This is a genomic window from Citrobacter meridianamericanus, from assembly GCF_041320245.1.
GTDB lineage: Bacteria > Pseudomonadota > Gammaproteobacteria > Enterobacterales > Enterobacteriaceae > Citrobacter > Citrobacter meridianamericanus.
This window is the reverse complement of record NZ_CP101036.1, coordinates 2,521,103-2,545,096: the sequence shown is the minus strand read 5'-3', so window position 1 is coordinate 2,545,096 and position 23,994 is coordinate 2,521,103. Positions and strand designations below refer to the sequence as shown.

Annotated in this window: 24 protein-coding genes; 6 read left to right on the top strand and 18 right to left on the bottom strand. The window is 50.3% G+C overall.

Annotated elements, in window-relative coordinates; translation table 11 throughout:
- Positions 1-91 precede the first annotated feature (91 nt).
- On the top strand, positions 92-1,042 hold the full coding sequence (gene uspE, locus NMD08_RS12240; protein WP_151219325.1) for a universal stress protein UspE: 951 nt from the start codon (positions 92-94) through the stop codon (positions 1,040-1,042).
- 46 nt (positions 1,043-1,088) lie between these two features.
- Here the strand turns inward: uspE and NMD08_RS12235 are convergent, their stop codons facing one another.
- The gene (locus tag NMD08_RS12235) at positions 1,089-1,349 is read right to left on the bottom strand and encodes a DUF2534 family protein (RefSeq protein ID WP_003020403.1); all 261 of its coding nucleotides are present in this window, start codon (positions 1,347-1,349) and stop codon (positions 1,089-1,091) included.
- Positions 1,350-1,593: 244 nt separating this feature from the next.
- Here NMD08_RS12235 and NMD08_RS12230 point away from each other — a divergent pair, with 244 nt between their 5' ends.
- Positions 1,594-2,625 (top strand): mechanosensitive ion channel family protein, encoded by a 1,032-nt coding sequence (locus NMD08_RS12230; RefSeq protein ID WP_187252360.1) that lies wholly within the window; start codon positions 1,594-1,596, stop codon positions 2,623-2,625.
- Between the two features lie 38 nt (positions 2,626-2,663).
- On the opposite strand, the gene NMD08_RS12225 is transcribed toward NMD08_RS12230, so the two are convergent.
- On the bottom strand, positions 2,664-3,047 hold the full coding sequence (locus tag NMD08_RS12225) for a VOC family protein (RefSeq protein ID WP_252838814.1): 384 nt from the start codon (positions 3,045-3,047) through the stop codon (positions 2,664-2,666).
- 118 nt (positions 3,048-3,165) lie between these two features.
- Between NMD08_RS12225 and NMD08_RS12220 the strand changes: the two genes are divergently transcribed.
- Entirely contained in the window at positions 3,166-3,936 is a 771-nt protein-coding gene (locus tag NMD08_RS12220; protein WP_151219327.1) for a DeoR/GlpR family DNA-binding transcription regulator, read from the top strand.
- A gap of 8 nt (positions 3,937-3,944) precedes the next feature.
- On the opposite strand, the gene NMD08_RS12215 is transcribed toward NMD08_RS12220, so the two are convergent.
- Together NMD08_RS12215 and mppA are read right to left on the bottom strand one after the other, a co-directional pair.
- Positions 3,945-4,235, bottom strand: a complete 291-nt coding sequence (locus tag NMD08_RS12215; protein WP_187252359.1) for a Rho-binding antiterminator — start codon at positions 4,233-4,235, stop codon at positions 3,945-3,947.
- 64 nt (positions 4,236-4,299) lie between these two features.
- Entirely contained in the window at positions 4,300-5,913 is a 1,614-nt protein-coding gene (gene mppA, locus NMD08_RS12210; RefSeq protein WP_252838815.1) for a murein tripeptide ABC transporter substrate-binding protein MppA, read from the bottom strand.
- Positions 5,914-6,097: 184 nt separating this feature from the next.
- Between mppA and mpaA the strand changes: the two genes are divergently transcribed.
- Positions 6,098-6,826 carry a murein tripeptide amidase MpaA gene (mpaA, locus tag NMD08_RS12205; RefSeq protein WP_151219328.1) on the top strand — a complete coding sequence of 243 codons (729 nt, stop codon included), beginning with the start codon at positions 6,098-6,100 and terminating at the stop codon, positions 6,824-6,826.
- Here the strand turns inward: mpaA and ycjG are convergent.
- Entirely contained in the window at positions 6,801-7,766 is a 966-nt protein-coding gene (gene ycjG, locus NMD08_RS12200) for an L-Ala-D/L-Glu epimerase (RefSeq protein WP_151219329.1), read from the bottom strand. The genes mpaA and ycjG overlap by 26 nt on opposite strands.
- Positions 7,767-7,881: 115 nt before the next feature.
- On the opposite strand from ycjG, the gene tpx reads away from it, so the two are divergent.
- Complete coding sequence (gene tpx, locus NMD08_RS12195) at positions 7,882-8,388, top strand: thiol peroxidase (RefSeq protein WP_151219330.1); 507 nt, start codon at positions 7,882-7,884, stop codon at positions 8,386-8,388.
- A gap of 52 nt (positions 8,389-8,440) precedes the next feature.
- On the opposite strand, the gene tyrR is transcribed toward tpx, so the two are convergent.
- The 4 genes from tyrR to pspE all read right to left on the bottom strand — a co-directional run bounded on the left by tyrR (position 8,441) and on the right by pspE (position 13,048).
- Positions 8,441-9,985 (bottom strand): transcriptional regulator TyrR, encoded by a 1,545-nt coding sequence (tyrR, locus tag NMD08_RS12190; RefSeq protein ID WP_187259604.1) that lies wholly within the window; start codon positions 9,983-9,985, stop codon positions 8,441-8,443.
- 147 nt (positions 9,986-10,132) lie between these two features.
- Positions 10,133-11,194, bottom strand: a complete 1,062-nt coding sequence (locus NMD08_RS12185) for a YcjF family protein (protein WP_008322369.1) — start codon at positions 11,192-11,194, stop codon at positions 10,133-10,135.
- Positions 11,191-12,588, bottom strand: coding sequence for a YcjX family protein (locus NMD08_RS12180; RefSeq protein ID WP_370620172.1), 1,398 nt, complete (start codon positions 12,586-12,588; stop codon positions 11,191-11,193). Before NMD08_RS12180 ends, NMD08_RS12185 begins: the two co-directional genes overlap by 4 nt.
- A 142-nt stretch (positions 12,589-12,730) precedes the next feature.
- On the bottom strand, positions 12,731-13,048 hold the full coding sequence (pspE, locus tag NMD08_RS12175) for a thiosulfate sulfurtransferase PspE (RefSeq protein ID WP_151219334.1): 318 nt from the start codon (positions 13,046-13,048) through the stop codon (positions 12,731-12,733).
- 228 nt (positions 13,049-13,276) lie between these two features.
- Here pspE and NMD08_RS12170 point away from each other — a divergent pair, with 228 nt between their 5' ends.
- On the top strand, positions 13,277-14,287 hold the full coding sequence (locus NMD08_RS12170) for a LacI family DNA-binding transcriptional regulator (RefSeq protein ID WP_187252355.1): 1,011 nt from the start codon (positions 13,277-13,279) through the stop codon (positions 14,285-14,287).
- Between the two features lie 30 nt (positions 14,288-14,317).
- On the opposite strand, the gene NMD08_RS12165 is transcribed toward NMD08_RS12170, so the two are convergent.
- The 9 genes from NMD08_RS12165 to NMD08_RS12125 form a co-directional block, all read right to left on the bottom strand.
- Positions 14,318-15,223: an OmpG family monomeric porin gene (locus NMD08_RS12165; RefSeq protein ID WP_151219336.1), complete on the bottom strand. Its 906-nt coding sequence runs from the start codon at positions 15,221-15,223 to the stop codon at positions 14,318-14,320.
- Positions 15,224-15,291: 68 nt separating this feature from the next.
- A complete protein-coding gene (locus NMD08_RS12160; RefSeq protein ID WP_370620171.1) occupies positions 15,292-16,374 on the bottom strand; it encodes an ABC transporter ATP-binding protein in 1,083 nt (360 codons plus the stop codon).
- Between the two features lie 10 nt (positions 16,375-16,384).
- Positions 16,385-17,053 (bottom strand): beta-phosphoglucomutase, encoded by a 669-nt coding sequence (pgmB, locus tag NMD08_RS12155; protein ID WP_151219338.1) that lies wholly within the window; start codon positions 17,051-17,053, stop codon positions 16,385-16,387.
- Positions 17,050-19,326 carry a glycoside hydrolase family 65 protein gene (locus tag NMD08_RS12150; RefSeq protein ID WP_370620170.1) on the bottom strand — a complete coding sequence of 759 codons (2,277 nt, stop codon included), beginning with the start codon at positions 19,324-19,326 and terminating at the stop codon, positions 17,050-17,052. Before NMD08_RS12150 ends, pgmB begins: the two co-directional genes overlap by 4 nt.
- A complete protein-coding gene (locus NMD08_RS12145) occupies positions 19,323-20,378 on the bottom strand; it encodes a Gfo/Idh/MocA family protein (protein ID WP_370620169.1) in 1,056 nt (351 codons plus the stop codon). The genes NMD08_RS12150 and NMD08_RS12145 overlap by 4 nt, the downstream gene beginning before the upstream one ends.
- Positions 20,379-20,388: 10 nt before the next feature.
- On the bottom strand, positions 20,389-21,177 hold the full coding sequence (locus tag NMD08_RS12140) for a sugar phosphate isomerase/epimerase (protein ID WP_151225507.1): 789 nt from the start codon (positions 21,175-21,177) through the stop codon (positions 20,389-20,391).
- Between the two features lie 16 nt (positions 21,178-21,193).
- Positions 21,194-22,246, bottom strand: a complete 1,053-nt coding sequence (locus NMD08_RS12135) for a zinc-binding alcohol dehydrogenase (protein WP_151219341.1) — start codon at positions 22,244-22,246, stop codon at positions 21,194-21,196.
- 27 nt (positions 22,247-22,273) lie between these two features.
- Positions 22,274-23,116: a carbohydrate ABC transporter permease gene (locus NMD08_RS12130; RefSeq protein WP_003020474.1), complete on the bottom strand. Its 843-nt coding sequence runs from the start codon at positions 23,114-23,116 to the stop codon at positions 22,274-22,276.
- Positions 23,103-23,984 (bottom strand): carbohydrate ABC transporter permease, encoded by an 882-nt coding sequence (locus tag NMD08_RS12125; protein WP_252838821.1) that lies wholly within the window; start codon positions 23,982-23,984, stop codon positions 23,103-23,105. Before NMD08_RS12125 ends, NMD08_RS12130 begins: the two co-directional genes overlap by 14 nt.
- Between the last annotated feature and the right edge of the window lie 10 nt (positions 23,985-23,994).

Genomic DNA, 23,994 nt, shown 5'->3' with positions numbered 1-23,994 from the left:
ATCTGGCAGGAGGTTATCCCCTGTTTCAATCCACATTATTGGGTTACTCTTTTAGTTACAAACTGCGATGACAGTTGTAAGGAGACCCTGTATGGCTATGTACAAAAATATGCTGGTCGTCATCGATCCAAACCAGGACGATCAACCAGCATTAAGGCGAGCTGTTTATCTGCATCAACGGATTGGTGGCAAAATTAAGGCCTTTTTGCCGATCTATGACTTTTCCTATGAGATGACTACGCTGCTGTCGCCCGATGAACGTACGGCAATGCGTCAGGGAGTTATCAGCCAACGAACGGCATGGATACGTGAACAAGCGAAATACTATATCGAAGCAGGGATCCCTCTTGAGATAAAAGTGGTCTGGCACAACCGTCCCTTTGAAGCCATCATCCAGGAAGTTATCAGTGCTCAGCATGACCTGGTCCTCAAAATGGCGCACCAACACGACCGCCTCGAAGCCGTAATTTTCACCCCCACAGACTGGCATTTATTGCGTAAATGTCCAAGCCCGGTATGGATGGTCAAAGACCAGCCATGGCCTGAAGGGGGTAAAGCTCTGGTTGCGGTCAACCTCGCCAGTGAAGAGGCTTATCACAACGCGCTCAATGAAAAACTGGTCAAAGAGACGCTGCAACTGGCAGAACAGGTTAACCATACCGAAGTACATCTGGTGGGGGCCTATCCCGTGACGCCAATCAACATCGCGATTGAACTGCCTGAGTTTGACCCCAGTGTTTACAACGATGCGATCCGCGGACAGCACCTGCTGGCGATGAAGGCGTTACGTCAGAAATTCAGTATCGATGAGAAAATGACGCATGTTGAAAAAGGTTTACCTGAAGAAGTTATTCCTGATTTAGCCGAGCACTTGCAGGCAGGTATTGTCGTGCTGGGTACTGTCGGTCGTACCGGTATTTCGGCCGCGTTCCTTGGTAACACCGCGGAACAGGTTATCGATCACCTACGCTGCGACCTGTTGGTTATCAAGCCGGATGAGTATCAAACACCTGTTGAACTGGACGACGAAGAAGACGACTAACCGCGCAACACATGCCGGATGACGATATCATCCGGCATTTCAACACCTAGTGCTGCTCCTCACCGCCGAGGAAATAAATACCAAGCGGGATAGCCAACAAAATCGTAAACACCATACTGTAGACACAAATCATTGCAGATTGAATGGCGTACATTGAGGCGGTCCAGTCGGATAGCGGAATGTCATACTGTTCAATAACGCCGCCGATCGTCGCTCGCGTCACGACCGACGCTGCGATAATAAACACCCCAAGCAGGCACAACAGAAACTTCCGCCCCTTTGCTGTCTTCAGCTTAGCCATGATCATAGTACTGTCCTTTTGCAGATGAAAACCTTGTTACTTTGCGCTAACAATACCATGACATCAACTGACTGTCTGCTACATAAACCATACACAGGGTTGACGCCAGCGCGATTTCGCCGAAAATAGCGCTAATTGCATTATTTTTCTATCCTGGAGAATAATGCTCTGATCGCCTGAACTGAGTAAAATATTCAAGGATTAGGATATCAGATGATATTTCGCTAACACGGAGCTGCCTGGAAGAATCATGATCGCTGAACTGTTTATAAATAACGCGTTTAATTTGACAGTAATTCTCAGCTGCTGTGCCGCACTGATCCTGATGAGTGTCTGGTATCATCGAGGAGAGCGACGCTGCAAAGGATTCATATTTCATGCCGCGCAATTTTTTATCTATGCCGTTATCATTGGGACGTTTGGCAGTATTGCCAATAACATTATCGAAAGTTACAGCCTGAAATTTATCTCCTCCAGCGTGGTCGATTTTATCTGCACCTCGTTGATTGCGCTGATCCTGACCACCAAACTCTTTTTGATGATTAATCAGTTTGAAAAAACGCAGATTAATAAAGGCAGAGATATCACCAGTGCGAGGATCCTGTCGCGTATCATTAAGATTACCATCGTGGTCGCTATCATTTTGCTGTACGGCGAGCATTTCGGCATGAGCTTATCCGGCCTGTTAACCTTCGGCGGTATTGGCGGCATCGCTGTAGGTATGGCGGGTAAAGACGTTCTGAGCAATTTTTTCTCTGGCATTATGCTCTATTTCGACAGACCGTTTAGCATCGGCGACTGGATCCGCTCCCCGGACCGTAATATTGAAGGCACGGTAACAGAAATCGGCTGGCGAATGACCAAAATAAAAACCTTCGATCATCGCCCGCTATATGTACCAAACTCGGTTTTCTCTTCCATCAGCGTAGAGAACCCGGGGAGGATGACTAACCGACGCATCAAAACGGTGATCGGGTTACGATATGAGGATGCTGATAAAGTCGGTAACGTTGTTGAATCAGTCAGACAAATGTTGCAAAACCATCCTGGAATAGACCAGAAACAAACTCTGTTGGTTTATTTTAATGAATTTGCTGATTCATCATTGAATATCATGGTGTATTGCTTCACGAAAACCACCGTCTGGCAGGAGTGGCTCGCAGTACAACAAGACGTTTATTTGAAGATAATTTCGATAGTCCAGGCAAACGGCGCCGACTTTGCATTCCCCAGCCAGACGCTCTATATGGAAAACTCCACCACACAAGCGTCTGCCAATTAAAATGATGATACGGATCCTGCACCAAATTTTTTAAGGGATTAGGCTACTATCTCAATTAAATTTCCATCAGGATCCTGTATCACTGCTTCGTAATATCCGTCACCAGTAGTACGTGGGTCAGAGACTAATATCCCCTGTTCTTTTGCCAGTGTTGCCATAACATCAACATTTTCTCTCCCCCCCACTGACATGGCGAGATGCGCCCATCCTGAAGTGTTATTGTCAGGAGTTCGTTGTGTCAATCCAGGCTTCGTCATTAACTCAATCGCAATATCCTCACCAATAGTGACAAAATAAGATTCAAATCCAGGATTGGTTTTACTGCAGTATTTTTCGTTGATCTTTGCGTCAAAAAACGTAACCCAGAACTGCGCTTGCTGTTCAAGATCCCGTGTCCATAACGCCATATGCGCAACTTTCATAGCGAACCTCTCTCATAATATCTACTACAGGACGCCCCTTTAAGGGGTGTTGACATCGTGAACCATAATGCACGATTATGCTTGTTATTGCTCGATGTTTATTTTTTCTGGAGTACACATGCTCGATTACGCCGCATTTCCGGAACAGCGCCAGGCGCTCATTTATCAGATCCTGCAGGAAAACGGCAGGGTCATCTGTTCCGAACTCGCCAGCAGGTTGGGCGTTTCAGAACACACAATCCGCCGCGACCTGCATGAGCTGAGTAAAGATGGCGTATGTAAAAAAGTCTATGGCGGCGCAGTCATTGCCCTCCCTGAATCCGAAGACATCAGCGTGCGTAAGCGTATTAATGTGGCGAAAAAGAGCAATATCGCGCAGAGATGCGCCCGGCTGGTTAAATCAGGAAGCTGCATTTTTATCGATACGGGCAGTACCAATATGGCAATGGCTGAAGCCCTGCCCGCCGAGCTGGCGCTAACCGTGGTGACAAATTCACCGGAGATTGCCGCCGTTTTACTAAAAAAACCGCTGTTTGACGTCATTATACTGGGCGGTGCAGTACAGCGATCTTCAGGAGGATGTGTGGGGGCCGCCGCTATTGCACAGGTGCAGGGTATTTTATTCGATCAGGGATTTATTGGCGGTTGTGCAATGTCGCCTGAACCCGGCTTAACGGGATTTGATTACGCGGATTGTGAGTTCAAAAAAGCAGTGATCAAGCAGTGCAATGAAACTATCGTCGCGCTGACAGCGGAGAAGATCCCGGCTGTCGCCCGTTATGTCGTCACCGAAAGCAGCAATATCGATGTGATTGTTGTCGAGGATAATATTAGCAAAGAGTATGCCACGGCTTTCCAGGCGCACGATATTCGTATTTATACCGTATAACATCTGTACTACAGTTCTTTCTTTATGGCTCGCTGAAAACTCACCGTGCTAAATAGCGCCCCGGGCGTCAGCGCAGTGATCGTTGACAGGTGATCCAGACGAATTGTTTGCTGGTCTTCATCGTGCTCCACCAGCAGAAATTCTTCTTTATCCGTTGTGGTACACGTCGTCAACGCTTTGGCATCAAAACATCTGCTATCCGTTAGCTCAATGCGTAACCAATAGTGGTACAGGCAAGCGATTTCCAGATAATCATGAAGATCGCAATCTATCGGATAATATTTTTCCGTCGCTTTCATCACTCCACCTTGCCTTGTCTGTTCGGGAAATGGCTAACACCACGTCCCGAACGTGCCTGCAATATTAGTGTTTCAAAATATACATTGTGCGACTGTATGCCACATCTTCAGGGTTAGTAATCGGATACCCTTTCAGCCAGGGTTTGATTAAACGCCCGTTGGTATACTGATAGATAGGCGCAATAGGTGCTTGTTCCATCAGAATTTTCTCTGCTGCGTTATAATCGGCATTCCGCGCTTTTTCTGTATTCTCCAGAGTAGCCTGGGTCAACACTTTATCGTACGCCGGATTATTAAAGCGTGAGATATTACCCGTATGGGTCGATGTTAATAATGACAAGAAGGTAGAAGGCTCATTATAGTCACCCACCCAGGAGGCACGGATCACATCAAAATTACCGGTATTGCGGCTATCAATGTAAGTTTTCCACTCCTGATTTTGCAGTTTTACGTCAACGCCGAGGTTTTTCTTCCACATAGACGCGACTGCGATAGCAATCTTCTGATGGTTTTCAGAGGTGTTGTACAGCAGTGTAAGTTTAAGCGGTTTCTGTGGACCATAGCCCGCTGCACGCAGCAGCGTTTTCGCCTGGGCATTAAGCTCTTCCTGACTCATTTGTTCAAAGGGTGACGGTTCTGGCATAAATCCTGCTGTGACATCCGGCGTAAAATGCCAGGCGGGTTTTTCACCAGTCCCCAGGACTTTTTCCGCCATCAGGCGACGATCGATCGTCATGCTGAGCGCCAGACGCACGCGGGAATCAGCAGTCGGTCCCTTCTGGGTATTGAAGGCATAATAGTAAGTGCCAAGCTGAGGCGGGGTATAAACCTGGCCCGGAATATCCTTCAACAGTTTCTGATACATGTTTTTCGGAAAGGATTCAGTGATATCAATATCACCCGCAAGGTAGCGCTTGGTGGCTGCCGACTCCTGATTAATTGGCAGAAAGGTCACTTTTTGCAGCACCGTTTTGGCGTTATCCCAATAATGCGTGTTTGGCACAACTTCCAGTTTTTCGTTCACGACGCGATCTTTGAGCACATAAGCGCCGTTACCAATCAGATTGCCGGGTTTGGTCCACTCTTTGCCGCTCTCAACATTGGCTTTCTGTACCGGATAAAACGCAAAACTCGCCGTCAGATTGGCAAACCAGGGCAGTGGTTTATCCAGTTGAACCTTCAACGTACGCGCATCAATCGCGCTAACGCCAAGCTTATCCGGCGTGGCTTTTCCATCGATGATGGCCTGTGCATTGTTAATGCCTGCCAGCGCAGCAAACCAGGCAAACGGCGACAGCGTTTTCGGATCAACCAGACGCTGCCAGCTATAGACAAAATCCTGTGCCGTTACCGGCGTACCATCAGCCCATTGCGCATTGTCGCGTAGCGTAAACGTCCAGATACGGTTATCGTTGCTTTTCCATTGAGTGGCAACGCCAGGCACAATCTCGCCCTTCTCATTCTGGTTGACCAGTCCTTCAAATAAATCACGGATAACCTGGATTTCAGGAAGCCCGACGGCCTTTGCCGGATCCAGTGACGCCGGTTCATCTTTTATATGACGCACCAGTTCTTGTTTTTCTGCCAGCACCGTTCCGCTGGGAACATCAGCAGCCCAGGATAATGAAATGCTGCTAACCAACAGCGCACAACAGGTTACTGAAACAGAATACTGCATAAGATACCCTCAATTCCGGCTACTAGGTGAATGTGTAATTATTTGTATCGCCAGCAGGAAATGCAATTAACTTCCGACAAGAAAGTGATATTACACCTGAAAAGTTAAGTGTGTGAAAACGATTTGATTATCCATAAATTTTGCACAACACTGCGAGTAACTATCCCAGCATTCAGAGATGACTATGACTGTTACCCGCCCCCGTGCCGAGCGCGGCGCATTTCCGCCAGGTACCGAACATTACGGACGTTCATTGCTCGGCGCACCGCTGATCTGGTTTCCCGCAATGGCTGCCGATCGTGAAAGCGGTCTGATACTGGCAGGAACGCACGGCGACGAGAACTCATCGGTCGTCACCCTTTCCTGCGCACTGCGTACGCTTAACCCTTCCTTGCGTCGTCACCATGTCGTGCTGGCGGTTAACCCTGACGGTTGTCAGCTCGGACTGCGTGCCAATGCGAACGGCGTGGACCTTAACCGTAACTTTCCCGCCGCAAACTGGAAAGCGGGTGAAACGGTGTATCGTTGGAACAGCAGCGCAGAGGAGCGCGATGTGGTGTTGTTGACCGGCGAAAACCCAGGTTCAGAACCAGAAACCCAGGCACTGTGTCAGCTCATTCACCGAATTCACCCTGCGTGGGTGGTCTCTTTTCACGATCCGCTGGCCTGTATTGAAGATCCCAGACGCAGCGAATTAGGCGCGTGGCTGGCGCAGTCGTTTGAATTGCCGCTTGTCACCAGCGTAGGTTATGAAACGCCCGGCTCTTTTGGAAGCTGGTGCGCAGACCTGAACTTACACTGTATCACCGCCGAATTCCCCCCTATTTCATCAGATGAAGCGAGCGAGAAATATCTGCTGGCCATGTCCAATCTCCTGCGCTGGCACCCTAGAGATGAAGCTGTCCGGTCGTAAAATGCAAGGCTGGTTCCGCATCGGTTGCAAGCCAGGTTGGGCCATCAAGATCGGCAAAACTAACCAGTGGCGTAAGGGGTAACGCCGCGCTAATCGCCCGGGAGGTACACAGCATACAGCCCAGCATTAGCGCAAATCCCTGCTCTCGTGCTTCAGTTGCCAGCGCGAGCGCTTCTGTCAGACCACCGGTTTTGTCGAGTTTGATATTGACCATTTCATAGCGTCCATGCAACGCTTTCAGACTGCTACGGGTGTGGCAGCTTTCATCTGCGCAGATGGGCAGCGGATGCACAAAATTTTCCAGTGCGGCATCGTCCTGTGCCGGCAGTGGCTGCTCCAGCATCGCAACCCCTAAATCAGCCAGCAGTTGACAGCGAGCCGCCAGGCCTTCTGCCCGCCAGGACTCATTAGCGTCGACAATAATCGTGGCATCGGGTACAGCGGCACGAATGGCAACCATCCGCTCGCTAATTAAGCGCTCATCCAGTTTCACTTTCAGCAGTTTTGCGCCATTACCCCATAGCGCAGCCGCGCTCGCCGCCATTTGCTCCGGCGTGCCAATCACCACGGTTTGCGCCGTCGTCACTATCTCAGCCAGTTTACTTCCTGCTAATTCTGCCAGCGACTGCTGCTGTTGACGCGCACTCAAATCCCACAACGCGCAGTCCACGGCATTACGCGCCGCTCCCGCTGGCAGCAGTTTTTGCAGATCTTCACGCGTCAGACCGTTTTCCAGTTGTGGCGCAATGCTCATAATTTGCGCCAGCACAGAGGCATCGCTTTCGCCGTAGCGTGGGTACGGCGTACACTCGCCAATACCTGTGACGCCGTTTTCTGCCACTTCGACCACCACCACATGCGCTTCAGTTCGACTCCCACGGGCAATGACAAAGGGAGTGTGCAGCGGCCAGGCTTCCTCATATACCTTAACTGTTCTCATTTGTTTTCCTTAATACAGTCCCTGAAGCGGATATCCGCAAATAGCGTTTGCCGTGTTAACTGTTGATGGCATAAACTAGCCTCGACGTTAACTATATGTAAACAGGAAGATAACCATGTCACAAACCGTTCATTTCCAGGGCAACCCGGTTGCAGTTGCCGGCTCTATTCCTCAGACTGGAAGCAAAGCTCAGGCTTTTACCCTTGTGGCTAAAGACCTGTCTGACGTTACGCTGGGCCAGTTCGCAGGCAAGCGCAAAGTGCTGAATATTTTCCCAAGCATCGATACCGGCGTTTGCGCGGCATCGGTACGTAAGTTTAACCAACTGGCGACAGAAATCGACAATACCGTCGTACTGTGCATCTCAGCCGACCTGCCATTCGCCCATTCTCGCTTTTGCGGCGCGGAAGGTCTGAGCAACGTTATCACACTGTCCACCCTGCGGAATGCAGAATTCCTGAAAAACTACGGCGTTGAAATCGCTGAAGGTCCGCTGAAAGGCCTGGCCGCACGCGCCGTGGTTGTTATCGATGAAAATGACAACGTCGTTTTCAGCCAACTGGTCAATGAAATCACCAACGAGCCAGACTACACCGCTGCGCTGGACGTTCTGAAAGCTTAAGCCAGCCTACATACAAAAATGCCTCCGGATGGAGGCATTTTCATTTATGGCATTACTCTTCGCTTTTTTTCTGCTGACTCAGTCCATACTCTCGCAATTTGTTAGCAATCGCGGTATGCGAAACACCGAGGCGTTTGGCGAGTTTGCGCGTGCTGGGATAATTCATATAAAGCTGCGTCAGCACTGAGCGTTCAAAGCGGCTGGTAATTTCATCCAGCGATCCTTCCATCACTTCTTCTCCGACCGCTACCGTAGCCGCATCATAATCCGGCAGTAAAATATCCTGCGGACGCAACTCATAGCCTTCAAGCTGGGTCAGCGCCCGATAGATAGCATTTTTAAGCTGGCGCACGTTACCCGGCCAACCATAGCGGGTTAACACCGTGCTAAGATCGGCGGACAACTTCGGACGCGGTACGCCCTGCTCGTCGGCAAAACGTGCCACAAACAGTTCGGTAAGCGGCATAATATCTTGCGGGCAATCGCGCAGCGGCGGTAGGTTTAGCGTCAGTACATTCAGACGATAATAGAGATCTTCACGGAAAAGCCCTTTTTGCACCAGCTCCAAAAGGTTCTTTTGCGTCGCGCAAATCACGCGAACATCAACATGAACTTCATGATCTTCTCCCACGCGACGGAACGTGCCGTCATTGAGAAAACGCAGCAGTTTGGTCTGCATACGCGGCGACATTTCGCCAATTTCATCCAACAGAACCGAACCGCCATTCGCCTGCTCAAAGAAGCCTTTTTTGCCTTCCGGCGCATGACCAAATAGTTCGCTTTCGACCGCATCTTCAGGAATCGATGCGCAATTGAGCGCCAGATACGGCTTCGACGCACGTGGACTCGCCAGATGGCAGGCATGGGCAAAGAGATCTTTGCCAGTGCCGGTATTACCGGTAATCAGCAGCGGCGCACTCAGCGTTGCCAGCTTACGCGCCTGTTCCACAACGTGTTTCATTTTGGCGCTGACGGCAATAATCTGGCTGAACGCGCTTAGATCTTGCGTGGTCATATTTTGCAACTGACGTCCCATCCGGAGGGTGGAACGTAGCATAACAACGGCACCGGTCAGCATCTGCTCCTGATTTTCTCCCTGCAAATGGACTGGCGTAATTTCCATCAGGAAGTTCTGTCCGTTAATCACCACATGCTCGCTATGCGAATCCTGCGGATTGCTTTCGAGCCAGCGCTGGAAATTGAACCCGTTGATTAACTGGGCCGCGGTATGATTGCGCATACGATCCTGCGTGTGAGTGAAAAGCTGACAGCTCGCAGGATTCGCCATCTCAATTTTGCTTTTCATATCCAGAGAAAGGACCGGTTCTGGTAGCGCCTCAAGCAGCGCACTCAGCGCAAGATGTTCACGCTCTGAAGGCATCCAGGGTACGGTACGTACATCCGTAACGCCAGAAATACGGCGGATTTCAGCCATCAGGCTACTGAAATTGGTGAACTCCAGTTCCGCAAAATTGAGGTAAATTCGCCCGATGGGGTCAATCTCGATACCGCGCAAATCAATGCTTCTCAGCACCAGTAAATCGAGCAATTCGCGGGTCAGACCAAGTCGGTCTTCACAAAAGACTTCCAAACGCATAGGAACCTTCACCTGGACAAGGGATTATGTATTAAATGATAAGACAGTATTGGGTTTGCAGGAAGAACTCTGTCAACAAATATTGACAGCTCGTTGGAAAAACGGGCACCTGGACGTAAAGCTGTACGATCGGTGCCCGATTATTGGCTAGCTTTCGCGCGGAGATTTATTCTTTTGTAAGGTCTCTTTCACCTGACCAATCAGTTGGCGGCGAAAATCGCCCAGTCGAGGCTTATCGTCATCGATCCACGGTAGCGGTCGGCATAGTTCCATGGCTTTGATACCCAGACGCGCCGTTAATAAGCCCGCGCCAATGCCCTGAGCGGCACGTGTCGATAAGCGGGCGGCTAAATCCTGCGACATCCAGTCCATTCCCACTTCCCGCACCAGTTCACTGGCTCCGGCAAAAGCAATATTCAGCAGCACCAGACGGAACAAGCGCAGGCGGCTGTAATAACCAAGTTCAATACCATACAGCGATGCGATGCGATTAATCAGCCGCAGATTGCGCCAGGCGATAAACGCCATATCCACTAGCGCCAGCGGGCTGACGGCAATCATCAGCGTGGACTCCGCCGCTGAACGGCTAATCTCACGCCGGGCTTGCGCATCCAGAACCGGCTGCACAAGATGCGCATACAGGCTAACTACTTCACGATCGTTCTGCGTTTCATGAATTGAGGCATACCAGCGCTGAAGCGCCGGGTGGGACTGATCGATACCCGCCTGCTGCGCCAGCTTTTCACAAAATGCGCGTCCTTTCCCGGTTCCGTGGCTATGGAGCAGATCTCGCGCTTCATCGCGCTCGTGCGCGCGCTGGCGCAAACGCCATAACCGACGCCACTCTGTCGCAACCGACCCCACACCCGCGCCAATAATCAATGCGCCAGCAGCACATCCTCCCAGCGCAACCCAGTCCTGAGTCTGCCAGGCATTCATGGTCCACTGCACTCCCTGAGCGACAACGCTCACGCCAAACAGTGCCAGCCCACCCATCACCATCTTGCGCCACAGACTGCGTTTAGGGCGAAGGGCCGCATCAATGACGGCTTCTGCCTGACCTTCATCTTCCAGTGGTTCATCCACTGTCGCCGGAGAAAAAGTCTGCGCTTCCGTTTCGTTAAACATCTGCTGTGCTTTAAACGCCGCATTTTGTTCCACATCCAGCGGACCTGAGAAATCGATACGCGGTTTTAATGGCTCGCTCATCGCAATTTATCTCCTATTAAAAACTCCAGCGCGGCATCAAGACGGATATGCGGTAAGGGCTTATCTACATCCATCACCTGCGGGCGAAATGCCTCAAACTGGAACCCCTGGCTGTCCCAAAACGCTTGTCCAGGTAAACGCGCGGGTACTTCACCAGGATAGACCGTCAGCGGTTCGCCATCGCTCAGGCGATTACCACGCAGCGCGGGGATCTTCTCACCCTTCACATCGATCAGGCCGCTGGTGGTTGCCTGCACCGATGCCAGACCCAGACAATCCATGCTGATGCCTTCGAATGCGGCGTTTTGCCAGGCATCCTGGATCAACTGCTGCAGTAGCGACACCATATTAGCGTGCTGATCGACGGTGACATGGTCCGCTTTGGTGGCGGCAAACAGCAGTTTGTCGATCACCGGTGAAAACAGCCGACGAAACAGCGTGCGCTGTCCGTAATGGAAGCTTTGCATCAGTTGGGTCAGCGCCAGACGCATGTCGTTAAACGCCTGTGGCCCACTGTTGAGCGGTTGCAGGCAATCAACTAGCACAATCTGACGGTCAAAGCGCAGGAAGTGATTCTTATAAAATCCCTTCACGACTTTTTCACAGTAGTAATTAAATCTGTCGCGCAGCATACCCGCATTGGTGTGTTTATCTGCCTGCGCCAGCTTCGATTCTCCCCAGGCATCAACGTCCGGCCACGGGAAAAACTGCAACGCAGGCGCGCCCGCCATATCACCTGGCAGGACAAAACGGCCCGGCTGAATAAAGTGCAGCCCCTGCTGCTTGCATTGATGCAGATACTCCGTCCAGGCAGCAGCGATTTCTGCGAGGCGGTTTTCATCAGCAGGTGCCAGTGGATCAAGCCCGTGGCTTAACTGCCGCCATTTTGCCGACCATTCACCACGCTGCCCTTGTAATAATCCGGTCATTTGACGCGACCAGCTCAAATAGTCCTGTGCCAGCATCGGTAAATCAAGCAGCCACTCTCCCGGATAATCGACGATTTCCAGATACAGCGTGGAGGTGTCTTTAAAGTGGCGCAGTAACGAGTCATTGGACTTGTAGCGCAGCGCCAGACGTATTTCACTCACACCACGTGTCGGTGTTGGCCAGGTCGGCGGAGAGCCATACAGCTGAGCCAGTCCTTCATCATAGATAAAGCGCGGAATGCCAAAGTCGCGTTGTGGAACCCGCTTAACGCCGAGCAGACGCTCTTCGCGTACGCAACTGAGCAACGGCAGACGCGCACCAGCATGAATATTGAGTAGCTGGTTTACCATCGCGGTGATAAATGCTGTCTTACCGCTACGGCTAAGTCCGGTGACAGCCAGCCGCAAATGCCGGTCTACGCCGCGATTAACCAGCGAATTGAGTTCATTTTTAAGTCGCTTCATCGCCATCCCGTTTTGCTGAAGGAACCGAATAAATTATAACAAACAGGAAGTAAAGATAGGGGGCAATTCTTACTTATCAACTACCTGAGCGATATCAGGCGGTATAATTCTTACCGCCTGTAGCAGAAGAAATGCGAGCGGTTTACTTATTTTCTACTTTTGGCAGCGCAATCTGATTGATGCCACCTTCGTTAGTCACCTGCGTGTAGCCCATTTCAGTCAGCATGTCCTTCGCCTGCCCTGATTGACGCCCGGAGTTGCAGTAGAGCTTCACGGTATCGTTCTTATCAGGAACTTCAGTTACGATACGCGCCTTGAGCTCTTTTAACGGGATGTTGACAGCCCCCTGAATATGCTGCTGTTGATACTGTTCAGGAACGCGAACATCAATCCAGTGCTCGGCAGCATAAACCGGCATGCCGATGACCAGTGCCAACGCGAATACGCTTTTCTTCAACATAATATCTTCCTGGCTGATAGTTGGATTTAACCCCTACACTATACGCCAGTTCTTAAGAAAATATTGCGATCGTATTATCACCGTCTGCGTCCGTGGACGATTGTTCATCAGCACACACATAGTGCGGTTAGCCTTTTGATTTTTCTAACCGTATTCCGAGATTGTTGTCATTCGCCAATTAACTCCATAATATGTCCGCCATTGACTCTCGGACGGAGCCTGGGAACTATGTCTCCTACCATTTATGATATTGCACGAGCCGCTGGCGTATCAAAATCCACGGTATCGCGCGTGCTTAATAAGCAAACCAACATCTCGCCAGAAGCGCTTGAAAAAGTGCAGCGCGCTATTGATGAGTTACAGTATCAGCCCAATAAACTTGCCCGCGCCCTCACCTCTTCCGGGTTTGATGCAATAATGGTGATATCTACCCGTTCTGCAAAAACAACCGCCGGGAATCCGTTTTTCTCTGAAGTGCTGCATGCAATTACTGCTAAGGCTGAAGAGGTCGGTTTTGATGTCATATTACAGACGTCGCGAAGCACTGAAGATGACCTGCAAAAATGCGAGAGCAAAATTAAGCAGAAATTGATCAAAGGGATCATTATGCTGAGTTCTCCCGCCGATGAATCATTTTTTGCAAGGCTGGATAAATACAATGTTCCGGTCGTAGTTATTGGTAAAGTCGAAGGTGACTATTCCAATGTTTATTCTGTAGATACCGATAACTATCGCGACAGTATTACGTTAACCAATGCGCTAATTGAGAGTGGACACCGCAATATAGCCTGTTTACATGCACCGCTTGACGTTCATGTTTCTATTGATCGCGTTAATGGTTATAAAGCCAGTCTTGAAGCGCATAATATTAAAATGCATGACGAGTGGGTTATTGACGGGGGATATACCCATGAAACCGCCCTGCTCGCATCACGAAAATTACTAAGCCAACAGCCGTTACCCGACGCTGTATTTGCCACCGACAGCTTAAAGTTAATGAGTTTATATCGCGTAGCGGCCGAGCAAAACATTACTATCCCGCAACAACTTGCCGTTGTCGGTTACAGTAATGAACTGCTGTCTTTTATGCTGACCCCAGTTCCTGGCGGAATTGATGTACCCACCCAACAACTGGGTGAGCAAAGCTGCAATTTGTTATTTAAGCTGATTGCCGGTGAGAAAGGATTACAGAATATCACGGTAAGCACGCAAATATCATTGGCCGATTCACTGGTGTAAAAACTGGGGCATTATATGCCCCAGTACATTTTAGAATGCGTAATTCACACCTACACCAGCATAATGGAATCTGTCACTTTCACCTTCGTCATGATCTTCCCACTCATAAGCATATTCCAGTGACATGGATAAACCGTTCTGGAAATCATAGGCATACAATAAACCAAGACGATTAAAATCATGACCTTCGCGTTCCGGATCGTCCTGCCAGTCCCAGTTTGACCAGCGATCAAGCCCTATACGAGTATACGGTGTCAGAGTCGTATTGCCGAAAGACAGCGGCAAATAAGCACGAATTTCCTGGGTTGAGAACTCACCATTATTACGTGAATCAGCCAGATTGAAACCGCGTTCAAGATAATAGTTAACCGTTAAGCCCACCGTTTCGTTAAACGTATAATTCAGCCCAGTCTCACTCTCGACACGACTATCGGCGTAACCCGTAGTGCTCAAATCATTGACGAATTGATACATCGCCAGCCAGCCACTAAAACGCAGATCGTCGGTCAATTTAACATCCCAGTCCGGCTGAACTTTCCAACGCTGCATATTGGCGGTATCTTTTCCCGGTTCATTGACATAGTGATAACCGTAATTACGGAAACCACCGGTCAAACCGAAATTAACATCGTCGCTTTCGAGGAACTGATAACGGACTTCGAGTTCCGGGCGATCAAACCATGTCCCACGTTTGCCCTCGCTGTAATCAACCGGTCCTTCCTGATAATAGGCCAGCGATATTTTCCACGGTCCATTGGACGCATTGAAATAGACGGACGGCTCAGCAAGTCCATCCATATCTTCGCCCTGACCTTCAACGTTTTCTATTTCGTACATAGCACCGATATTAAAGTGCCAGTCATTCTTTTCAGCAGCCTGCGCGCAGGCCATTCCTGCGCTGATTATCAGCGCAGTCGCGGACAGTAGGGTTTTCATTATTATTCCTTGTTAAAATACTCGCAAAAATGCCCCAAGGGTTGGGGGATTTTTATCCCCCCGGAATTTTATTGAATAGCCACTTCAGTTTCAGCATCAAAGAAATGGCATTTCGCCATATCAAAATGAATTGTGATGTTTTCTCCTGCGTGATAATCATTAACTGCACCGGCACGGACCACCAACTCATGCCCCCCAACAACGGTATAAAGCATAAATTCAGCGCCGGTGAGTTCTGCAACGCTAATTTTTGCCAATATACTATTTTCATTTTCAACCTGCGGATGTATATCCTCAGGGCGAATACCCAGCGTGACCGCCTGATGCTCATAGCCCTGTGCTTTTAATTTTGCCAATTTAATTTCTGGAATCGTTAACTTCAATGTTTCAGTAACAAACTTATTTCCGTCAATCGCACCACGAATAAAGTTCATGGCCGGTGAGCCAATAAAACCAGCGACAAACATATTTGCTGGGTGGTTATAAACCGTTTTTGGTGCACCAACCTGTTGAACTATGCCATCCTTCATAATCACAATACGCGTCGCCATGGTCATGGCTTCGGTTTGATCGTGGGTAACATATATCATGGTGGTATTGAGTTTCTGATGCAGTTTGCTAATTTCTGCCCGCATCTGAACGCGAAGTTTGGCATCGAGATTCGATAAGGGTTCATCCATCAGGAAAACCCCCGCCTCGCGAACAATTGCACGCCCCAGTGCCACGCGCTGACGCTGGCCACCAGATAATGCACCGGGTTTACGCTGCAGATAATCGCGAAGACCAAGGATTTGCGCCGCCCAATTGACGCGTTCCTCAATTACGGCAGGCGAAATTTTCTGCATTTTAAGGCCAAACGCCATGTTGTCATACACGGTCATGTGCGGGTACAACGCGTAGTTCTGAAAAACCATTGCTATGTTGCGTGATTTGGCCGGCACATCGTTCATCCGCTTACCGTCAATCAGCAGATCGCCACCGCTGATCTCCTCCAGACCGGCGATCATACGCAGCGTTGTTGACTTCCCACATCCGGAAGGGCCAACAAAAACAATGAATTCTTTATCTTCAATTTCCAGATTAAAGTCTTTAACGATATGCACCTGGTTATCGTATATTTTTTGGATGTGTTGCAACGAAAGCTGTGCCATGTTGAATCCTTTACTTGTCGTGTTGCCAGAAAGCCGATAAGCACGGCCACGTCAGAAATTCGGTTGCAGGAAGCTGCAAGCCTGCCTCGTTCAGCCCTGTACCGATGCCAACAGAAAGCATGCCGCAAGCATTGATCGCCTCAATTCCCGCTTGAGCATCTTCTATGCCAATACACTGCCGCGGGTCAACGCCAAGCCCCGCACAGGCTGCCAGAAAAATTTCCGGATCCGGTTTTGAGCGGGTGATCAGCGCCGCATCCGCACAAAAATCAAAATAAGAGCTAAGATCAAGCGCGTGTAAAATAGCGGGAGCATTAAGCGATACAGAAGCTAGTCCCACCGGAATCTGCTGTTCACGCAACGTCATCAACAGCTCACGAATTCCCGGTAATACTGAGTTAACCGTTAGCTGGCGCAAAGAATGGACGTAGAGTCTGTTTTTTCTCTCGGCCAATTGTGCGCAGGCTTCAGGAGAAAACGCCCCCGCTTTCCCGCCATATTGCAAAATACGCTGTAGCGATTCGCCGCGACTAATCCCTTTCAGGCTGGCATTAAATGCTTCGTCGATCTCAATTCCTATTTCATCAGCTACCTGTCGCCAGGCGAGAAAATGCAGATGTGCAGTGTCGGTAATCACGCCATCTAAATCAAAAATGATGGCCTGTGGTTTGAAGATCATTCATCGCCCCCTTCTGTGGTAGGGGTCCCATGCGTAGGCGAAATGATGCCGCTATTGCTGAATACGGTCTCTCCTTGCAACGAGACTTTTTCGCCATTGACCCAAAGGGTAATCTGCTCAGTGCTGTGAATACGGATTTCGGCATCATTGATAGTTATCTGCAGAGTGGAGCCCTGCCAACGCAGCGGAAAAGAGAGCCTCTGCCAGTGAGCAGGTAATACTGGCGCAAGATGTAACTCCCCGTAACGCACGTTCACACCAGCAAATCCCTGGATTGCCCCCAGCCAGATGGCCCCCGTCGCTGCTGCATGAATACCGTCATCGCAGCTATGTGGTGCCTCTCCGAGATCGATCAGCGATCCTTCTCGCCAGAACCGATACCCCTGAGCCGAATCACCACAACGCGCAGCCACAATCCCATGGATCGCCTTACTCAAAGAGGAGTCATGAATTGTGCGCGGCTCGTAAAAACGCAGATTTGCCAGACACGTTTGCAGACTAAATTGCTCTGGCAACATGTAGGTCAGCATCACGACATCGGCCTGTTTGAGAATTTGCATCTCATTGACTTCCGCGCGGGAGTAATCGAGCAAAATTGTCTGCTTGCCCGCCTGGGCTTTGTACTGCGACAGATCGATAACCGGTTTGTTCAGGAAGGTATCATCCTGAGGAAGCACGCCATCGGGCTGCACTTCCGGTCGCCACAGATGCTGTAAAAAATGTTCTGCACGATAAATAAACGTTTCATCGCTATACCCGAATCTACGGGCAAAACCCAGCGCCTGCTCTACGTTGTACCAGGCCATGTAGTTGGTGAACGCATTGTTGTTCACATGCTCAGTGTATTCATCCGGGCCAATCACATCGTGGATCTCTAAACGACCATTAATCATGACAGCCCTGCTAATCCAGAACTTCGCCGTTTCCATCAGCAGCGTCATGCCCTCACGTGTCATGAAGTTTAGATCCCCGGTGGCATGCCAGTAATGGATTACCGCCCAGGCCACATCCGCCACGAGGTGATGTTCAGCCTGTGCGGAGGCCACTTTTTGCCGCAACCCGGTACGAATGTTGATCGCCGCGAATTCAGGCGTTTCCTCATCACCGCTGCGAGCGCTCTCCCACGGGAACAGCGCGCCCTGCCAACCGTTGCGACGGGCTTTCTCACGCGCCCCCGGCAGATTATGCCAGCGGTAACGCAATAGACTTCTCGCGGTTTTCGGTTCGGTAAACAGGTGAAATGGTAACAAAAAGACCTCAGTATCCCAGAAGATATGCCCTTTATACCCTTCGCCCGTCAGACCTTTGGCCGCGATACTGCTGCGCTCATCGTGGTCTGGGGTCATCACACGCAGATGATAGAGCGCATAGTCCAGTGCCTGCTGATCGCTGATATCAGTACTGGTAATCTGAACACGACGGCTTTGCCACCAGGCATGCCAGTTGGTGCTCGACTCAGCCAACAGAGCGTCATATCCCTGTTGCGCGCATTCTTCAATGTTACGCAACGACTGGCGTCCCCAGGTCTCAAGCGACAGGTTGCGTTCGCTCGTCCAGTCAACCCAACTCATTTTCGTCAGCGTGACGCGCTGCCCGGCTTGCGCCTGCACGGTGTTGTGTTGTAATAAGTGACGTTCTTTCGCAGTGAAGCAACGCTGCGCTGCGCCATCTACATCGCAATATGTGGTGATAGCGATGTCATTACGATTATCCTGGGTGGTGTAAATCCCTTGCATAAGATGCTGTCCAAAGACCCGGACCTGCGTTTCATCCAGATGCTGGCGACCATGATTGGTGATCGTGGCATCAATACCGGTCGAGATACCAATGCAGGCATCGGCATCCAGAGGCGTAATGACGATTTCCATCGCCAACAATGGCAGTTTCTGGGCCGAGGCAAAACGCCGGCTCTCAATGGCAAAACGCCCCCCATCAGATGCACACCAGATAAGCTCACGGCGAACTTCCCCGCAGGAAAAATCCAGTTCACGATGCCAGCTTTCGATAACACCGCTGGTAAGCGAGAAAATCTCACCATTGAGTGAAATCTCTACCCCCACCACATCCGGAAGATTAACCAGTTCATTAATTTCGCCTTTACCTGCCCGGTGATAAAGACCTGCAAGGTACATACCGCGAGTCTGTAAAGTGTAAGCTTCCTCGTGGCTGGCGCGGATCCCCATATAGCCATTACCGATCGTCATAAGTGACGCATATTTATTCAGATTGTGTGGGCAAAAAACTGGTTCAGTTAACTTTACTGGCTTCGTCATAAGTCTACATAGGTCCCTGTTTCAGCCGATTGATACAGTGCGGCAACCAGTTGTTGAATAACGACGCCCTGCTCTGCGTCAGCAATAGTGACAGGCTCGCCCTGGACATGGTTAACGAAGGCTTCCATGCTGCGATAATGACGGTTGTCATCAGCCATCTCGCGCGCAAGCAGCACGTCAAGCGTACCATCACGGTCGGTGTAAACCTGGGCCGGGAATAACGTCGCCCCCGCCAAATCGCCGCAGAAATTAACGTTCATAATCGATTGTTCAGGAATATTCAGCGCGAAAGAGGTTTCCAGGCGCAGGATACCGCCGTTATGAAATTCAATCGTGCCGAACAAAGAATCCTCCACGGTATATGTAGTGGGATCCCATTTCCCAAACTGCCCACTGTTTTTACGCGTGCCAATGCGTTGATAGCTGTGCGCGTTAACTCGCTTTACTGCCGGATAGCCCAGCACATACATGGCGGCATCCAACATATGGATACCGAGATCAATCAGCGGTCCACCGCCCTGCAGTTCTTTATTGGTGAACACTCCCCAGCCGGGCACGCCGCAGCGGCGCAAAGCGCGGACATTGGTGACATAGATTTCACCCAGAATACCGGCCATCACCTGCTCACGAAGTAGTTGCGTATCCAGCGCAAAACGATGATGAAAATCATAAGCCAGTACTTTTCCCACCCGACGCGCCGTTTTACACATTTCCAACGCCTCGTCTGGCGTCATTGCCGGAGGTTTCTCGCACATCACATGGCATCCAGCGTTCAATGCCAACATGGTATGTTCATAATGAAAGCGATTAGGCGAGCAAATGCTGACGATATCTGGCTTAGCTTCACGTAACATCGTCTCTGGATCGTCCCAAACCTGCGGATTCCCGTATTTCTCTGCAAACAGCCGCGCCTGTGCCAGGCGGCTGTCACAGACAGCCACCAGTTCCAGATCGTTGCGGGTGCAGTAGTACGAAGCATGAACTTTATCCGCCACCTGCCCGGCGCCGATAATGGCGACACGAAGCGGAGAGCTTGTCAGTGCACTTTTCACGGAAATCCTCTTAGCAGGTACGCAGCCAGGCCAGTGACTGACGATACGCTTCCGGCAGATTCTCTGCTCGTACGCGCCCTTCGTACACAACGTAACCCTGATAATTATCTTCACGTAACTGGTCAAACAGTGCAGTGAAATCCAGCGTACCGCTTCCCGGCTGATAACGATGGTTATCCGCAATATGGACGTGACCCAGCAGATCGCGATTGTCATGTAGCGCCTGTGCCATATCGTCTTCTTCGATATTCATATGGTAAAAATCACCAATGATTTGCACATGCTTCAGATTATTTTCCACGATATAGCGACGGGCATCCGCCAGAGTGTTGATCATATGATCCTGATAGCGGTTGAGCGGCTCCAGATACACCACCGTCCCCGTACGCCCGGCAACGTTATCGAGGTAAATCAATGAATCACTGACGGCTTTACGATCGCCCGCAAGGCTACGCGGTGAGGTCATCGGCGGTAAGCGGAAGGTAAACATGCCCCATGCAGCCGGGACAATAATGCCTTGCCCACCGACTTCGGCCAGTGCTTCGAGAATGTGAGTGATCTGCTGTAAACCGTTCAAGCGACGCTCTTCGATAAAATCACCAATCCAGCCGTCATAACCTCCACAGGCTGTGGTGACGGGAAGACCCGTTTCTTTGATCGCCGCTTTTACTTCCGCAAGGTTATTAACCAGCAATTTGCCGTCAATTTCAAAACCGTCAAACCCCATCTCTTTGATGTAACGGAATTTCTCGAGAATATTTTCCGGAAAAAAAGCCTGATTCTGTGTTCCAATTTTCATTTTCTGCATTCCTTAATTAAAACGTCACACCCATTTTGATGCTCTTTTCCGGATGGCGATCGACATACTGCATATAGCTTTCCGGGCTGCTGGCAAAAGTCACAACCGGGTCGATCAGTTCTTCACAGTTCAGGTAACCGTTCATCAACAGTTCCCAACAGGTTTCCTCGATGCGCTTGCGGCTCCAGCGCGGATAATCTGGATTCGGTTCACTGCAGGCGCGGGAGAAGACAATTTTGGCGTTGTTAAAGTGCGCTTCACGGCCAAGGTTGAAGCCTTCTGCAAAAGGCTTGGCAAAAGCGACATAAGAAATGGTGCCGCCATAGGCCAGACCGCGTAACGCCGACTGCAACGCATCCGCATAGCCGCTGGTTTCGATGATCACATCCGCGCCTTGCTTGCCGGTCAGCGTTTTAATCTCTTTACCTACGTCGGTACCGATCGGGTTCAGGCAGAAGTCCGCGCCATGACGACGCGCGATATCGCAGCGATGTTCAATAGGATCAACGCCGATCACTACCGATGCGCCCGCTTTTTTGGCCAGTTGCACGGCTATTTGACCAATTGCCCCTAAGCCCACGATGACCACAAAGTCACCAACGCGCACATTGGCGTCGCGCACACCGCTCATGGCGAACTGGGCCGGGTCATAGCAGACGGCGTTTTTCCACGAGCTGCCCTGCGGCATTTTACGCAGCTTATAGTTATTCACCGCGTTGATGATGACTGTTTCCGACAGCGGACCGTAGCCGCAAACTGAATCGCCAACGGCGTATTCGGTCACATCGCTGCCACACTCAATAACATCGCCCACCACCATATTGCCAAGCTGGAATTTACCGAATTCGATCCCGCGCGGTGCCCCTTCCGGACGCGGCATAAACATTTGCCATTCACCGTTAAAATCTTCGTCAATAAACGGGCTGGCTGCGCGAAAATCGACCACTTCCGTGCCATGTTTCGGCGCGCCAAATTTAACGCGAACTTTAACTTCATTGGCGGATACCGCTCTGTCTTCATATTCCACCAGCGCTGCAACGCGCGGTTCTGTGGCAACTAACTTCTTCATTTACAACTCCTTAATTAAACTGGCCGCTTAACCTTTCACGCCGCCAGCGGTCAAACCACTTTTAATAAAACGTTCGGAAAGCGCATACATAATGACCACCGGCAATGCAGTGACTAACGATGCAGCCATCATGCGTCCCCAGATATAGTCAGGTGTACTGAACAGCGCGTTCAGACCGACCGGTAAGGTAAAATTGCTGGCGCTGGAAAGGAAAATCGAAGCAAACAGGTAGTCATTCCACGCCACCATAAAGCAGTACACAAAGACCGAAACCAGACCAGACATTGCCAACGGCACGGTAATACGAAAGATGATCTGCAGACGGTTCAACCCATCCATCATCGCGGCCTCTTCTATCTCATCCGGAATGGTGTCGAAGTAGCTTTTCAGCATGAATACCGCTGTCGGCAACGTCTGGGTAACCATAGTGATAATTAGCGCCATTTCAGTGTCATAGATGCCAAGAGCCGTAATGATTTTGAATAGCGGCACTACCAGCAGGATCCCTGAAAACATGTACACCGTGTAAAAGCTGGCATTGATGGTCATCCGTCCCTTAAAACGCAGGCGGGAAAGCGCATACGCGCCAAGCACGCCGAGAAACACCGCCACCACAGAAGAAGTCACCGATACCACCAGGCTATTACGGAAGTAGTCAACAAACGGGAAAATCATCGGGTTGAAGATGTCGATGTAATGTTCCAGCGTCCATTGCTGCGGTAACAGCGTTGGATGCAGCGAGATCGCCTCTTTTGCGCTTTTAAATGAAGTCATCAGCATCACAAAAAATGGAAATAACGTGATGCCCAGGAAGACAATTAATCCACAGTAAAAGCCAATGCGGCCAAGCGTGCGCTTATTTGTTGCCATTGAGGTTCACCCGTTTTCTGGTCAGCAGGATAACAGCGAAAATGATGACGAATAGGACAACAGAGATCGCGGCCGCTTTACCTAAGTCATTAAATGCAAACGCTGTTTTATAGAGATAGACCCCGAGAATATCGACTTTCGTGGTCAGCAGATAAACATCGGCGAACATGTAGAACATCCAGATCGTGCGCAGCGTCACCACGGTCGCCAGCACGGGCATAATCGCTGGTAACGTGACGATACGAAACCGTTGCCAGGCGTTCGCGCCATCCATTTCCGCTGCCTCATATAACGATTTATCGATAGTCTGCAAAATCGCCAGAAACGAAATAAAGGCATACGGAAAATAGCGCCAGATAGCGAACAGTACGACCAGCGCAAAGCTGCTACCGGGATTGTCGAACCACAGCGGCGCCTGATCGTAAAGATGCAACAGATCCACGCCGAGGTAGTTCACAATGCCGTAGCCGTTGTTGAACATGTATTTCCAGGCAAACACCAGCGATATTGATGGCGTTACGTAAGAGAGGATGACCAGTGAGCGCGCCGTTTTCCGCAGACGAAACTCACGGTTAAAGAACATCGCCACGCCCAGTCCCAGTATCGTGCTCCCTGCCACGACCAGCGCGGTATACCAGACCGTCATCCACAGTGAATGCCAGAATCCAGGATCGGATAAGATACGGATATAGTTGCTCAGGCCGACAAACGTTGACTCGATTTGCGGATTCAGCGGCAGACGCATAAAGCTGATTTCGATGTTAGATATCATCGGCCACGCCACTAAACCGCCCAGCAACAGCAAGCCAGGGGCCAGCAGCAGCATGGCGAATGGCATATCGGATCGGCCTGAAAAGAACTTATTCATCACGGCTTTC